The organism is Micromonospora sp. DT63 (assembly GCF_049841615.1).
In the GTDB taxonomy this organism is placed as follows: domain Bacteria; phylum Actinomycetota; class Actinomycetes; order Mycobacteriales; family Micromonosporaceae; genus Micromonospora.
In genome coordinates, this window is sequence record NZ_JBNCKQ010000001.1 from 103,002 (window position 1) to 115,887 (window position 12,886).

At 73.7% G+C, this 12,886-nt stretch carries 11 protein-coding genes; 5 read left to right on the forward strand and 6 right to left on the reverse strand.

All coding sequences use genetic code 11. The features are described 5' to 3' along the window. Window positions 1–32: 32 nt before the first annotated feature. Entirely contained in the window at window positions 33–581 is a 549-nt protein-coding gene (locus ACLQ27_RS00500; RefSeq protein WP_357490603.1) for a hypothetical protein, read from the reverse strand. Window positions 582–723: 142 nt separating this feature from the next. Here ACLQ27_RS00500 and ACLQ27_RS00505 point away from each other — a divergent pair, with 142 nt between their 5' ends. From ACLQ27_RS00505 to ACLQ27_RS00515, 3 genes are read left to right on the forward strand one after another with little or no spacing between them, the layout of a single operon-like run. After that, a complete protein-coding gene (locus tag ACLQ27_RS00505) occupies window positions 724–1,848 on the forward strand; it encodes a Vms1/Ankzf1 family peptidyl-tRNA hydrolase (protein WP_357575347.1) in 1,125 nt (374 codons plus the stop codon). Further along, window positions 1,841–3,595 carry a thiamine pyrophosphate-binding protein gene (locus ACLQ27_RS00510; RefSeq protein ID WP_425865285.1) on the forward strand — a complete coding sequence of 585 codons (1,755 nt, stop codon included), beginning with the start codon at window positions 1,841–1,843 and terminating at the stop codon, window positions 3,593–3,595. Before ACLQ27_RS00505 ends, ACLQ27_RS00510 begins: the two co-directional genes overlap by 8 nt. 49 nt (window positions 3,596–3,644) lie before the next feature. Beyond that, window positions 3,645–4,751, forward strand: coding sequence for an iron-containing redox enzyme family protein (locus ACLQ27_RS00515; RefSeq protein ID WP_425865286.1), 1,107 nt, complete (start codon window positions 3,645–3,647; stop codon window positions 4,749–4,751). 159 nt (window positions 4,752–4,910) lie between these two features. On the opposite strand, the gene ACLQ27_RS00520 is transcribed toward ACLQ27_RS00515, so the two are convergent. Next, a complete protein-coding gene (locus ACLQ27_RS00520) occupies window positions 4,911–5,138 on the reverse strand; it encodes a CDGSH iron-sulfur domain-containing protein (RefSeq protein ID WP_234583627.1) in 228 nt (75 codons plus the stop codon). 232 nt (window positions 5,139–5,370) lie between these two features. On the opposite strand from ACLQ27_RS00520, the gene ACLQ27_RS00525 reads away from it, so the two are divergent. Continuing rightward, window positions 5,371–6,783, forward strand: a complete 1,413-nt coding sequence (locus ACLQ27_RS00525; protein ID WP_425865923.1) for a hypothetical protein — start codon at window positions 5,371–5,373, stop codon at window positions 6,781–6,783. 221 nt (window positions 6,784–7,004) lie between these two features. Then, entirely contained in the window at window positions 7,005–8,147 is a 1,143-nt protein-coding gene (locus ACLQ27_RS00530; RefSeq protein WP_234583626.1) for a SigB/SigF/SigG family RNA polymerase sigma factor, read from the forward strand. A 77-nt stretch (window positions 8,148–8,224) separates the two neighbouring features. Here ACLQ27_RS00530 and ctaD read toward each other — a convergent pair whose 3' ends face one another. From ctaD to ACLQ27_RS00550, 4 genes are all read right to left on the reverse strand, one after another. Beyond that, on the reverse strand, window positions 8,225–10,216 hold the full coding sequence (gene ctaD / locus ACLQ27_RS00535) for an aa3-type cytochrome oxidase subunit I (RefSeq protein ID WP_357490150.1): 1,992 nt from the start codon (window positions 10,214–10,216) through the stop codon (window positions 8,225–8,227). 124 nt (window positions 10,217–10,340) lie between these two features. Then, complete coding sequence (locus ACLQ27_RS00540) at window positions 10,341–11,069, reverse strand: ATP-binding protein (protein ID WP_425865287.1); 729 nt, start codon at window positions 11,067–11,069, stop codon at window positions 10,341–10,343. A gap of 112 nt (window positions 11,070–11,181) precedes the next feature. Further along, window positions 11,182–11,640, reverse strand: coding sequence for a DUF4383 domain-containing protein (locus ACLQ27_RS00545; RefSeq protein WP_374109266.1), 459 nt, complete (start codon window positions 11,638–11,640; stop codon window positions 11,182–11,184). 86 nt (window positions 11,641–11,726) lie between these two features. Beyond that, complete coding sequence (locus tag ACLQ27_RS00550; RefSeq protein WP_357490153.1) at window positions 11,727–12,884, reverse strand: glycosyltransferase; 1,158 nt, start codon at window positions 12,882–12,884, stop codon at window positions 11,727–11,729. Window positions 12,885–12,886 lie beyond the last annotated feature (2 nt).

Genomic DNA, 12,886 nt, shown 5'->3' on the forward strand with positions numbered 1-12,886 from the left:
CCCTCCGCGGGAGGGGGGCCGTCCCCCGACGCTCAGGTCAGCGCGGAACAGGCCACCACACCGGCCAGCAGTAGAGCGCCGATCATCGCCTGCAACAGCAGCGGCGGCCCCAGGTGCGACCAGAGCGTCGCGGTACGCGGCGTGAGCAACTGCCCGGTGGTGAGGTTGACGATCCGCTCGATGCGCGGCGGCAACTCCGGATCCCGCTGCGGGCGCAGGGTGAGCTGCACCTGGTCGGCCGGGTGCAGCGCGCTCTGCGGCAGGTGCCCGTGCAGCTCCACCTCGCAGAGCTGACCTGCGGTGTTGCGCAGGCGCACCGGGGTGACCAGGTATTCCGGGCCCTGCTTCAGCTCCTTCCAGCGCCGCCGGGTGCCGCCGCCGCCGAACGAGAAGAGCGCGCGCAGCAGCAGGGCGGGCAGCCGGGCGAACGCCGCCGCGGCGAGCACCGCGACCAGCACCGGTTGGCCGACGCGTATCTCGCGGGTGTAGCCGTCGAGCAGGCGGACCAGCCGCCCGGTGACGATCCGCTCCGTCGGGTGCACGATCCGTCGGGTATCGAGTCCGCTGTCCATCCCCACCACCGAGAGTCCGCTTGTGTTCACTGATCGTATCGATGTCCCCGGTTGAACGACGTGAATGAAACCTGGTCACGGGCTCACGGCCACGAGGTGACATCCCGGGCGAGCAGGGTAAGCGGGGGGCCGAGCTGGAAAGGGGTCGAGCATGCAGCTGTCCTTCCTGCGCCCGCTCTACGACCGACCCGGGCCGTGGTGCTCGGTGTACCTGGACGCCTCCGCGGACACGGAGGACGCCCACCCGGCACTGGACCTGCGCTGGCGCGCACTGGAACGGCGCCTTGCCGAACAGGGGGCCGACGAGGCGAGCATCGCCGCGTTGGACCGGGTGATCCGGGGTCACGACCCGATGGTCGGGGACTACGGCCTCGCCGTCTTCGCCAGCCACGGGCGGGTGGCGCTCTCCGAGTACCTGTCCGCGCCACCGCTGCGCGACCTGGCCAGTTTCGGGCCGTTGCCGCACGTGATGCCGCTGCTCGCCCAGCGCGGCGAGCAGGTGGCCTGGGTCCGGGTCGTGGCCGACCGCACCGGCGGCGACGCGATGGCGGTCAGCGCGGGCGGGGTGCCCCGACGGGCGCACGTCGCCGGCCGGGACAGCTTCCCGCTGCGGCGCGTCCAGCCCGGCGGGTGGTCCCAGTCGCGCTACCAGCGGGCCGCCATGGAGGCGTGGCACCAGAACGCCGGCGACGTGACCGCCGCGACAGTGGAGCTGGCCGACAAGGTGGGCGCCGACGTCGTGGTGGTGGCCGGTGACGTCCGGGCCACCGGGATGATCGCCGCCCAGATGCCGGAGCGCTGGCAGGACCTGGTCGTCCGCACGGACGCCGGATCCCGGGCCGGCGGCGCCGACCAGACGATGCTGGACGACCTCACCGTGCAGACCATCGCGGAGGTCGCCGACCAGCGGATCACCGCCGCGCTGGACCGGTTCGGCGTGCAGGAGGACGTCGGCGCCGGCCTCGACGCGGTCGTCTCCGCCCTGCAACGCAACCAGGTCGACACCATGATCATCGTCGACGACCCGTCGGCCAACGGCGAGCTGTGGATCGGCCCCGAGCCGACCGAGATCGCCGTCGACCCGACCCAGCTCAGCGCGATGTCGGTCGACGACCCGCAGCGGGTACGCGCCGACGCGGCGCTGGTCCGGGCGCTGGTCGGCACCGACGCGGCGTTGACGGTGCTCGGCGCGGACGAGGCGCCCCAGCTCACCGACGGCGTCGGCGCGGTGCTGCGCTACGTCGACGAGGGCACCCCGGGGCGCGGCAATGGCTGAGCGCCGCGTCGCGGACCTGGTGGTGGAGCGGCTGCGCGCCTGGCGGGTCCCGCGCGCCTTCGGCTTTCCCGGCGCGGCGATCGCCCCGCTGGTCGAGGCGCTGGACCGCTCCGGAGGCGACCCGGCGTTCATCCCGGCCCGCCACGAGGAGACCGCCTCGTTCATGGCCACCGGGCACGCCAAGTTCACCGGCGGCATCGGGGTCTGCCTGGCCACCCAGGGGCCCAGCGCGGTGCAACTGCTCAACGGTCTCTACGACGCGAAGCTGGACAGCAAACCGGTCGTGGCGATCGTCGGCGAGGACGTCACCGGCCCCCTGGGCGGCGCGCACCAGCAGATCGGGTTGAGCCGGCTCTTCGGCGACGTGTGCAACCAGTTCGTGCAGTACGGCCGCAGCCCGGAGAGCGTGCCGGCGCTGCTGGACCAGGCGTTCCGCACCGCGGCGGCGACGCGCAGCCCGACCTGCGTGGTGCTGCCCCGGCACCTGCAGGAGGCAGTGGTGCCCGACCTGGGCACCCACGCGGTCGGCGTGATCACGGCGACTCCCGGCGAACCGCTGGCCCGGGTGCTGCCGCACGAGGTGGACCTCGACGCCGCCGCGCAGGTCCTCGGCAACGGCCAGCGCACCGCCATCCTGGTGGGACAGGGGGGCCGGGGCGCCGCCGCCGAGATCGTCGAACTGGCCGACCGGCTCGGCGCCGGGGTGGCCACCTCGCTGCTGGGCAAGCCGGTCCTCGACGAGCGGCTGCCGTTTCACGCCGGGGTGCTGGGCGAGGTCGGCACGCCGGCCGCCGCCGAGCTGATGGGCGGCTGCGACACGCTTCTGCTGGTCGGCACCAACGACCCGTGGACCGACTACTTCCCGATGCCCGACCAGGCCCGCATCGTGCAGATCGACATCGACGGCACCCGCATCGGCAGCCGGTACCCGGCCGACGTGCCCCTGGTCGGGGACGCGGCCGAGACGCTGCGCGCGCTGCTGGCCCGGGTGCCGTCGCGGCCCCACCAGCAGTGGCGTGCCACGGTGGAGAGCGCCGTCGACCGCTGGCGGGCGACCGCCGCCGACCGGGCCGCCGCGCCCGCCGACCCGATCAACCCGCAGCTCGTGCTCCAGGAGCTCTCCACCCGGGTGCCGCAGACCGGGTCGGTAGCTGTCGACGTCGGCTCGGTCCTCTACTGGTACGCCCGGCACCTCGTCCTGCCGCCCGGGGTGAACGCGCAACTGTGCGGCACCCTCGGCTCGTTGGGCTGCGCCCTGCCGTACTCCGTGGCCGCCAAACTCGCCGCACCCGACCGGCCGGTGATCGCCCTGCTCGGCGACGGGGCCATGCAGCTCAACGGCCTCGCCGAGCTGATCACCGTGTCGCACCACTGGCAGCGGTGGGCCGACCCACGGTTGGTGGTCCTCGTGCTCAACAACCGCGACCAGAACGGCATGGGCGGCGGCCGGGCGCCGTCGTCCGACCCCACCCGCCGCCGCCCGGACGTGCCGTACGCCGGCTGGGCCCGCCTGCTCGGGCTGCACGGTGTCCGGGTGGACCGCCCGGAACTGGTCGGCGCCGCCTGGGACGAGGCGCTCGCCGCGGACCGCCCGTGCGTCCTGGAAGCGGTGGTCGACCCGGCGGTGTCGTTGGCGCCGCCGGAGCCGGCCTTCGCCGACCTGCGCGGACTGTACGCCGACGGGGAACCCGCCCGGCGGGTACGCGAGCAGGTCGAGCAGGCGGTGGCCGTCGAGGATCTCGTTTAGGCGTACCTCACCAGGGCATCAGTAGCGGCCCGACGACGCTGGAGGTCACATGCTGGAGCCCGCCGACCGCCGCTACGGTCCTGCGCCCCTGCCGCAGCCGCGCGGCCCACTGTCCGTGGCGGTGACCGACGCGCTGCGGCAGCCGCCGCACGACCTGCCTCCCGACCTGGGCGCCGACCTGGACCCGGCGGACGCGTTCAGCGACGAGGACCTGCAACTGACCCTGTTCCTCTGCTACGAGCTGCACTACCGCGGCTGGAGCGGGGTGGACGAGAGCTGGGAGTGGCAGCCCACCCTGCTGGCCCTGCGGGCCCGCGTCGAGCGGCCCTTCGAGGCGGCTCTGCGTCGGCTGGCCGGCGCCCCGGCGGTACCGGCCGGCGGTATCGCTGCCGGGCTGGGCGAGCTGGTCGCGGCCGACGACGGGCCGCCGCTGGCCGCCACGCTCCAGCGGCACGCCGACCTCGCCCAGTTCCGCGAGTTCGTCGCCCACCGCTCCGTCTACCACCTGCGCGAGGCGGACCCGCACAGTTGGGCGCTGCCCCGGCTCGGCGGTCCCGCCAAGGCCGCCCTCGTCGAGATCCAGACCGACGAGTACGGCAACGGCCGGCTGGACCGGATGCACTCCGAGCTGTTTCGGCGCACCCTCGACCGGTTGGGTATGGACACCGGCTACGGCGCCCACCTGGACGCGGTGCCCGCGGTGACGCTGGCGACGAACAACCTGATGTCGCTGTTCGGGCTGCACCGACGGCTGCGCGGCGCGCTGCTCGGGCACCTGGCGGCCTTCGAGATGACCTCGTCCCTGCCGAACCGCCGCTACGGCAACGGCCTGCGCCGGCTCGGCCTGGACGAGGTGGCGACCCGCTTCTACGACGAGCACGTGGAGGCCGACGCGGTGCACGAGCAGATCGCCGCGCACGACCTGTGCGGCGGCCTGGTCCGTGCCGAGCCGGCGCTCGCCTCGGACGTGCTCTTCGGCGCGGCGGCGGCGCTCGCGGTGGACCGGCTGTTCGCGGCGCACCTGCTGGACAGTTGGGCCGCCGGCCGCAGCTCACTGCGGTCACCCGCGCCGCCGTGCCCGCCACCGACCGTCCCGCTCGTCGGGCCGACCCCGGTGACGCCTGTCGTCCCGCTGGCGCCGAGCGTGCTGGTCTGACCCGACCCGACCCGACCCGACCCGACCTGAACCGCCGGCCGGGCGGGCGGGTCCGCCCGGTCCAGTTCCGTCCTTTGCTCTGCTTCCGCCCAAGCGACAGTGACGGACCCTTTCCGTTGCGTCGGTGGAAGCAGAGCAAAGGGGCCGAGCGAGGTGGGTTCACCCCTCGCGGGCGACGCCCGCGCGGAAGTTGATCACCTTGTGGGTGCCGTCGCAGAACGGCTTGAGCGCCGACTTGCCGCACCGGCACAGAGCGACGGTGCCCCGGCGCGCGTCGATCCGCTCACCGTCCGGAGTGAGCAGGGCGAAGTCGCCGCGGACCAGCAGCGGGCCGTCCTCGTACGGGGTGATCGTGGCGGCGGACTCGCCGGTGTCCTCGGTGCGCATGAGCCCGGAAGTGCCCGCCCCGGCCGCGACGAAACCCGTGCGGGCGTCCGGGGTCCCTCAGGTCCGATCGTCCCCGCCGGCCCGCTCAAGCCGCCCGGAGCCGATCGTCGCCGAACGGCGTTGACCTGTGGATTGGTGCCGCCGGGTGGGTGATGCCCCGTTTGAACCCCATCGGGACGGGAAGCCGGGCCGCGTGGTGAGCGAACGAGGCAAGGTGGGCCCGGTGCACAAGGTGCACAAGGTGCACAAGGGGCTGACGGCCGACGGCGCCGGTCTGGCCGGCGACCGGGTCGTGGCCCAGGGCAGCGCCGCCCGGGTGCTGGTCGCCGCCACCGCCCGGGCGTTGCGTGGCGCGGACTGCGCCGACCTCGGGCACACCGGGCCCACGTCGCGGTTCCCGGGCGCCCCGGAGCCGGTACGCCGCGCCGCGGTGAGCCGGGCCGCCGGGCGGGTCGCCCTCACCGCCGAGCAGGTCGGTGAGGTGGACGCGGCCCGGGTCGCCCGCTGGTTCGTCGACCAGTACCCGCGCCGGAGCTACCCCGGCGTGCTCATCGGCTCGCCGCACGGTGCGGCCGCCCACCTCGCGGTGGCCCTGGGGGTGCCGTGGCTGCCCGCCGGCTTCGAGATGACCGCGCACTGGAGCGACGGCGCCGTGGACCGCCCGGAGGCGGCGCTGGAGCACGGCGGCGCGCTCGCCGAACGGCTGCTCGCCGGCAACCCCGACGTGCACCTGCGCCAGGTGCACTGCCCGGCCAGCCGAGGGCCGCTGACCGGGGCCACCGTGTCGCTGGCCGCCCGCTGGAAGGCGCTGCCGCCCGCGTACGCGCAGTTCCTGACCGACCGGCTGAGCGCGGGCGCCCCGATGCTGCTGGTCCGCGACGCGCGCACGTGGCCGGTGGTGGAGCGCGGCGCCGGGCACAGCTTCCAGGTCGGCTGCCCGGCCAGCGGGCTGGACCCGGTGGACTTCCACCCCGACAGCCACGCCCTACGGCAGGTCCTGCGCGCCGTGGGCGGGGACGCGACCCGGTGGACGCCGCCGGAGGTGTCGGCGCCGTCGGGCGACGCCGAGCACGGTGTGGACCCGGACTTCGAGCGGACCACGCGGGACTGGGCCGCGGCCCGGCAGCATCCGCTGCACCGCGTCCTGACGCCCCGGCCGGCGGCGCTGAGCGCGGGCGTGGCCGACCTGTACCGGCGGTGGCTGCGGGCCGCCGGCAAGACCGGTGACCGGTTGGTGGTGGAGTGTGGGCGGCTGCTCGATCCGTGGCAGGTGGTACGGGCGGGGCTGGTGCCGTACTGGTGTGAGAACGCCACCCGGCGCAGCGTCGACGAGGCCGAGTGGTGGCTGGCCGGCAGCGAGACGTTCAGCTCGGTGGACGTCCTGCCCGAGCCTCCCGGGATGCGCTCGCCCGCCCTGGCCGGGCTGCCGCAGTGGCTGGCCGTCGCGGGCTTCGGCCGGCGGCGGCGGGCGCTGGACCGGACCTCCGCCCGGGGCTATCCGGTGACGTCCGTGCCGACGCGCCGGGCCACCGAGGTCCTGCGCGCCCAGCCGTACGACCTGCCCGCTCCGCCCCCGCTGGGGGCCGCTGAGGCCCTGTCGGTGCTCCGCGAGAGCGGCGGCCACCAGGGGTTGCTCGTCTCCTGAGGGGAGCACGCCGAAACTTCCTCGCGAACCCGGGGTCCCGTGATTGAGTACCTACGGAGCGGGAACATCGCTGGCTGCGACGGCCTGATTGCGCCGCGTAGAGGCGTTGTCGCCCGCTGGCATCCCAGTCACTGACCCACTTTCCGGCCCGGTGCGTGGCCCGACCACGCGCACGACCGGTTTCCCGATCCGGGCGGGGGACCTTCCTGAGGGAGGCGCGGATGTTCGGACAGACGAGCACGACCACGACCACACCACCACCCACCGAGCGTGGTCTGGAGGACCTGGACGCGGCGGCGCTGGCGTACGCGGCCCGGATCGAGGGGCTGCCGCCGGAGCGGCGGGGGGAGGCGCGCGACGACCTGGTGCGCTTCGCGCTGCCGTTCGCCGGGCGACTGGCCCGCCGGTACCGGGGCCGGGGGGAGCCGCTGGAGGACCTGGAGCAGGTGGCCCGCCTCGGGCTGGTCAACGCCGTCGACCGGTACGACCCGGAACGGGGTTCGTTCACCGCGTACGCGGCGATCACCATCGTCGGGGAGATCAAACGGCACTTCCGGGACCGCACCTGGGGCGTGCACGTGCCCCGGCGGCTGCGCGACCTGATCCTGGAGGTGGGCCAGGCCACCGCCGCGCTGACCAGCGAGCTGTCCCGGGCGCCGTCGGTGGCCGAGCTGTCGGCCCGCCTGGAGACGCCGCAGGAGGAGATCCTCGCGGCGCTGGAGTCGGCGGCCGGCTACAGCCCGGCGTCACTGAACGCGCCGGTCGGCGGGGAGAGTTCCGCGGAGTTCGGTGACCTGGTCGGCGAGTCGGACAACGCGCTGGAATCGGTCGACGACCGGGTGACGGTGAGCGGCCTGCTGCACCGGCTGCCCTGGCGCGAACGCCGCATCCTCGCCATGCGCTTCTACGGCAACCAGACCCAGGCGGAGATCGCCGCCCGGTTCGGCATCTCGCAGATGCACGTCTCCCGGCTGCTGTCGCGGGCGCTGACCTGGCTGCGGCAGGCCATGCTCGCCGACGCGCCACCGCCCTGGCAGAACGGCGCCGCCGAACCGGACCCGGGCAAGACCCGCATCTCGGTGCGGCAGAACGGCGACGGGGTCGTCGTCGAGGTCGGCGGCGAGGTGGACCGGGACGGCGCGGACCAGTTGCGCCGCGCGATGCTGGAGGCCGTCAACGGCCAACCGAGCGAGGTCGTCGTCGACCTGGTCGGCGCGGGTGGCTTCGACGCCGGCGGAATCGCCGCGCTGATGGCGGGACACGAGGCGGCCGAGCGCACCGGCGTGCCGCTGCGGCTGACCCGGGTGCAGCCCGCGGTGCGTCGCTCGCTCACCGCCGCCGGCCTGGCGCCCGCCCGGGACTGACCGGCCGGCACGTACGCACACGAGGAAGGGGCCCACACCACCCGCCGGTGGTGTGGGCCCCTGGCCGGGTACGCGGGTCAGCGGTCCTCGGTCTCGCCGTCGCTGTGCGGGTGCCGCCAGCGTTCGTGCGGCTTCGGCGCGTCCTCGGCGTCCTTGGGCGCGTCACTCTCCTCGAAGCTCGGCCGGCGCACGCCTTCGGGCTCCGGCACGTCCACCGGGCGGGCGCCGGACTCCGGCGCGGGCTGGTACGCGACCGCGTCCCGCGCGCCGTGCGCGCCTTCGGCGGCGGGTGACTCGGGCCTGTGGTGCTCCATGTGCAGCTCGTCGGCGAACTGCTGCGGCGGCTTCGTGGTGCGCTGCGGCAGGTCCCGGCCCAGGTCGGCGACGAGCGGGCCGTACTTCAGGTCGAACGCCGGACGCTCGGAGCGGATCCGTGGCATCTGGTCGAAGTTGCGCAGCGGCGGCGGGCAGCTGGTGGCCCATTCGAGGGAGTTGCCGAAGCCCCACGGGTCGTCCACCGTCACGATCGCCCCGTACCGCCAGGACTTCCACGCGTTGTAGATGAAGAACAGGGTCGACACGCCGAGGATGAACGAGAAGATCGTGGAGACGGTGTTCAGGGTGGTGAAACCGTCGGTGGGCAGGTAGTCGGCGTACCGGCGGGGCATGCCCTCGTTGCCCAGCCAGTGGTGCACCAGGAAGGTGCCGTGGAAGCCGACGAACATCGTCCAGAAGTGCGCCTTGCCGAGCCGCTCGTCGAGCAGCCGGCCCGTCATCTTCGGCCACCAGAAGTAGAAGCCGCCGAAGAGCGCGAAGACCACGGTGCCGAACACCACGTAGTGGAAGTGCGCCACCACGAAGTAGCTGTCGGTGGTGTGCCAGTCGACCGGGGGACTGGCCAGCAGCACCCCGGTGAGGCCGCCAAGCAGGAAGGTGACCAGGAAGCCGATGGCGAAGAGCATGGGCGTTTCGAAGGTGAGCTGGCCCTTCCACATGGTGCCGATCCAGTTGAAGAACTTCACGCCGGTGGGCACCGCGATCAGGTAGCTCAGGATGCTGAAGAACGGCAGCAGCACCTGGCCGGTGGCGAACATGTGGTGCGCCCAGACCGTCATGGACAGCACGGTGATCGCGATGGTGGCCAGCACCAGCCCGGTGTAGCCGAAGATCGGCTTGCGGGAGAAGACCGGGATGATCTCGGTGATGATGCCGAAGAACGGCAGCGCGATGATGTAGACCTCGGGGTGTCCGAAGAACCAGAAGAGATGCTGCCAGAGCATCGGCCCGCCGGTGGCCGCGTCGTACACGTGCGCGTTGAGTAATCGGTCCGCCGTGAGCGCGAGGAGCGCGGCGGCCAGCAGCGGGAACACCAGGATCACCAGCACGCTGGTGAACAGCATGTTCCACGTGAAGATCGGCATCCGGAACATGGTCATGCCGGGCGCGCGCAGGGTCAGCACCGTGGTGATCAGGTTGACCGCGCCGAGGATGGTGCCGAGCCCGGAGACCACCAGACCGAGCACCCACATGTTCGCGCCCACCCCGGGGCTGTTGTCCACGTCGCTGAGTGGGCTGTACGCGGTCCAGCCGAAGTCCGCCGAGCCTCCCGGGGTGAGGAAGCCGCCGACCACCATCAGCCCGCCGAACAGGTACAGCCAGTAGGCCAGCGCGTTGAGGCGGGGGAACGACACATCCGGTGCGCCGATCTGGATCGGCACGATGAAGTTGCCGAAACCGAACGCGGCGGGCGTGGCGAACAGCAGCAGCATCACCGCGCCGTGCGAGGTGAAGAGCTGGTTGTACTGCTCCGAGGACAGGAACTGCAGACCTGGGCGGGCCAGTTCGGCCCGCATCACCATCGCCTCCAGGCCGGCGAACACGAAGAAGGCGAAGGAGGTCAGCAGATACAGCAGACCGATCTGCTTGTGATCTGTCGTGGCGAGGAACTTGATCAACGAGTTGCCGGGGACCGGCGCCCGCAGGGCTCCGGGGAAGCCCCCGAAGCGGGCCGGTGCCAGGATCGCCGGGCCCCGATCGCGACCGGGTTCCGTGGTTACCCGCTTGGGCATGGTTGCTCACCCCGTCGTGACGGCAGAAAGGACGGGCGTGCCTACCCGACCCTCGCACCATGTAACCAGGCTTAAGCGGTAATTTCGGTCAGATCGCCGGTACCGGTCGAAGCCGGCCGCGCGCTCAGGTCGCCGGCAGCATCGCCCAGACGGCCTTGCCCTGACCCGCCGGCACGCTGCCCCACCGCTGCGCCAGCTCGCGGACCAGCAGCAGCCCCCGGCCACCCTCGGCCCGCAGGTCCAGGCCGGCGGGCTGCGCGGCGACCCGGCTGCCGTCCACCACGGCCAGGTGCAGGTACGGCCGGCGCAGGGTCACCGTCACCTGCATGGGGGTGCCCGCATGCCGGACCACGTTGCCGACCAGCTCGCTGAGCACCAGCGCTGCGGGGCCCGCCGCGTCGGGCAGGTTCCACCGGGCGCACGCGTCGCCGACCAGCTCCCGGGCCCGCCGGCAGGCCCCGGCGACCGGCTCCAGCCGGGCCCGCATCCGCAGCGCGCCGGCCGCGCCGGCCACCCGGGTCGCCTCCGCGCAGTCCGGCGACACCGGCACCACCCGGCAGGTCGTCGACTCGGCCAGCCAGCGGGCGGCGGCCGGAGGCGGCGCGCACAGCACCACCGGCACGGCCGGCCACTCCTCGGCCCGCCGGGCCGTCGCCGCGAACACCGACAGCGCCAGCCGGTCCCGCACGGTCACCCGCTCGAGGTCGACCACCAGCGCCTCCGGCTGGGCGGCCAGGGCCCCGTCCAGTGCCTGGTGCACCGACCGCATCGTGCCCAGATCGAGGGCGCCGGTGAGCTGGACGACCGCCACCGGTGCGGTCTCGCGCACCTCGCAGGTGATCCGGCTGGGCATCGGCGGGCCCTCGATTCGCTGGTCGGGTCGGGATCTGCCCACTACCCGAGGCCCCGCGGCGCCAAACCGTACCGGCCGGTCTCAGGACGCGCGTCACGTCCCGACGCGCAGGTCAGCGGCGTGCCCGGCCGGTCAGCAGACCCAGCGCGATCAGGCCCAGACCGAGGCCGAGGTGCAGCCAGTCGTCAGCGACGTTGACCGGCAGGACGTTCGCACCGGTGTCGTGATCCACCGCCACGCCGTAGAGCCAGAGCACCAGGTAGACGGCGCCGCCGCCGATGAGGAACGTGCGGGCGCCGCTGGTCGTCCGCGCCAGCGCCAGGCCGGCCACCCCGAACAGCAGGTGGACGAGGTTGTGCAGCACCGACACCTGGAAGGCGCCGAACAGGAACGCCCCCGAGCCGTGCCCGGCGAACCGCAGATTGTCCGTACCGCTGGTGATCCCCGGGACGAAGCCGAGCACGCCGACCAGCAGGAAGAGCACGGACGCGGCGCTGGCCGCCCGGCGTACCGGCGGCTTGCCGTCGGCCGGGTTGGCCCGGGCCCGGGAGTGCGCCATCGGTCCGACCATCACCGGCTCCTCGCTGCGCGACGGGCGTGAGTGGTGCGCCTTCCCGTTGCCGCCGGCGGCAAACGCGCCGACGGCAACGGGCGCGCTCAGACCGGCTGCAGGCGCGGCGCGGTGGCGAGCTCGCGGACCCGCTGGTACAGCTCGACGTAGCGCTCGGCCATCACCGCTGGCGTGAACCGCTGCGCGGCCACCCGCCGGCACTCGTCCGGGTCGAGCAGGTCGGCGGCCAGCACGAGGTCGCCCAGCTCGTCCTCGTCGGCGGTGAGCAGGCCGGTGCGACCGTGCTCGATCAACTCCGGCAGGCAGCCCCGCGCGGTGGCCACCACCGGCGTGCCCAGGGCCAGCGACTCGACCACCGCCGTGCCGCCCGGCTCCTCCCAGCGCAGCGGGAACAGCGACGCGCGGGCGCTGGCCAGCAGGTCGTCACGCTCCTGACCGGCCACGGTGCCGATCCAGCGCACCAGATCACCGTCGACGTGCGGGGCCACCTCGTCGAGGAAGAACCGCACGTCCGGGTTCTGCCGGGCCTCGTCGCCCGCCGCCGCCAGGTCGGCCGGGCGATGGTACGGGCCGACGGGACCGGCCAGCACCAGCGGGACGCCGATCCGCTGCGCGAGCCGCGCGCCCACGTCCTGTCCCTTGCCCGGGTTGATCCGACCGAGGATGAGCAGGTGCTCGCCCTTCTCCGGGCGGGGCCGGCGGTCGGCGTCCACGGCGAGCGGCGTGGACAGGTGCACGTGACCCACCGAGTGCTCGCGCAGCGCCAACGGCGCCCGGGCCAGCTGCGACGCCGAGACGCCGTTGACCCGGACCCGGTCGCCGCCGTCCAGGCTGCCGTACAGCGCGGGGTGCTTGGCGAGGTCCCAGTGCAGGGTGTGCAGGGTCGGCGGCCCGGACGGCCCCATCGCGGTGAGGGTGGCCAGCCCGACCGCCTCCACGTGGTCGTGGACCAGGTCGATGTCGTCGCGGGAGTGCAGCTCACGGACCACGCCGGCCAGGTGCGCCTGGGCGATCCCACAGACCTGGTTGTACGGCCGCTGCAACGCCGCGAACTGCCCGTCGGCGAAGACCGACACCTTCTCGTCCACCGGCAGGCTGCTGCTGTCCACCGAGGCGAGCACCACCCGCACGCCGAGTCGCCGCAGCTCCGGCACCAGGGTGGCGATCACGTTCTCGATGCCGCCGTAGCCGGGCGGGGGCACCGACAGCCACGGGCCCGCGTTCATCAGCACGGTGAGGCTCATCG

Bases quoted from the DNA above. Each gene is read 5' to 3' on its own strand.
- ACLQ27_RS00505 (WP_357575347.1), top strand. From the start codon at position 724: ATGCAGCTGTCCTTCCTGCGCCCGCTCTACGACCGACCCGGGCCGTGG.
- ACLQ27_RS00510 (WP_425865285.1), top strand. From the start codon at position 1,841: ATGGCTGAGCGCCGCGTCGCGGACCTGGTGGTGGAGCGGCTGCGCGCC.
- ACLQ27_RS00515 (WP_425865286.1), top strand. From the start codon at position 3,645: ATGCTGGAGCCCGCCGACCGCCGCTACGGTCCTGCGCCCCTGCCGCAG.
- ACLQ27_RS00520 (WP_234583627.1), bottom strand. From the start codon at position 5,138: ATGCGCACCGAGGACACCGGCGAGTCCGCCGCCACGATCACCCCGTAC.
- ACLQ27_RS00530 (WP_234583626.1), top strand. From the start codon at position 7,005: ATGTTCGGACAGACGAGCACGACCACGACCACACCACCACCCACCGAG.
- ctaD (WP_357490150.1), bottom strand. From the start codon at position 10,216: ATGCCCAAGCGGGTAACCACGGAACCCGGTCGCGATCGGGGCCCGGCG.
- ACLQ27_RS00540 (WP_425865287.1), bottom strand. From the start codon at position 11,069: ATGCCCAGCCGGATCACCTGCGAGGTGCGCGAGACCGCACCGGTGGCG.
- ACLQ27_RS00545 (WP_374109266.1), bottom strand. From the start codon at position 11,640: ATGGTCGGACCGATGGCGCACTCCCGGGCCCGGGCCAACCCGGCCGAC.
- ACLQ27_RS00550 (WP_357490153.1), bottom strand. From the start codon at position 12,884: ATGAGCCTCACCGTGCTGATGAACGCGGGCCCGTGGCTGTCGGTGCCC.